At 55.2% G+C, this 569-nt stretch carries 1 rRNA gene; it reads right to left on the minus strand.

Going from position 1 to position 569, the window contains the following annotated elements:
* Positions 1-569: ribosomal RNA gene (locus tag EL26_RS23150) — 23S ribosomal RNA — on the minus strand; the annotation flags it as partial.

Raw genomic sequence — 569 nt, forward strand, 5'->3', positions numbered from 1 at the left:
ACCTGTTTCCCATCGACTACGCCTTTCGGCCTCGCCTTAGGGGTCGACTCACCCTGCCCCGATTAACGTTGGACAGGAACCCTTGGTCTTCCGGCGAGCGGGCTTTTCACCCGCTTTATCGTTACTTATGTCAGCATTCGCACTTCTGATACCTCCAGCATGCCTCACAGCACACCTTCACAGGCTTACAGAACGCTCCCCTACCCAACAACGCATAAGCGTCGCTGCCGCAGCTTCGGTGCATGGTTTAGCCCCGTTACATCTTCCGCGCAGGCCGACTCGACCAGTGAGCTATTACGCTTTCTTTAAATGATGGCTGCTTCTAAGCCAACATCCTGGCTGTCTGGGCCTTCCCACATCGTTTCCCACTTAACCATGACTTTGGGACCTTAGCTGGCGGTCTGGGTTGTTTCCCTCTTCACGACGGACGTTAGCACCCGCCGTGTGTCTCCCGTGATAACATTCTCCGGTATTCGCAGTTTGCATCGGGTTGGTAAGTCGGGATGACCCCCTTGCCGAAACAGTGCTCTACCCCCGGAGATGAATTCACGAGGCGCTACCTAAATAGC

It is taken from the genome of Tumebacillus flagellatus (genome assembly GCF_000714935.1).
Lineage (GTDB): Bacteria > Bacillota > Bacilli > Tumebacillales > Tumebacillaceae > Tumebacillus > Tumebacillus flagellatus.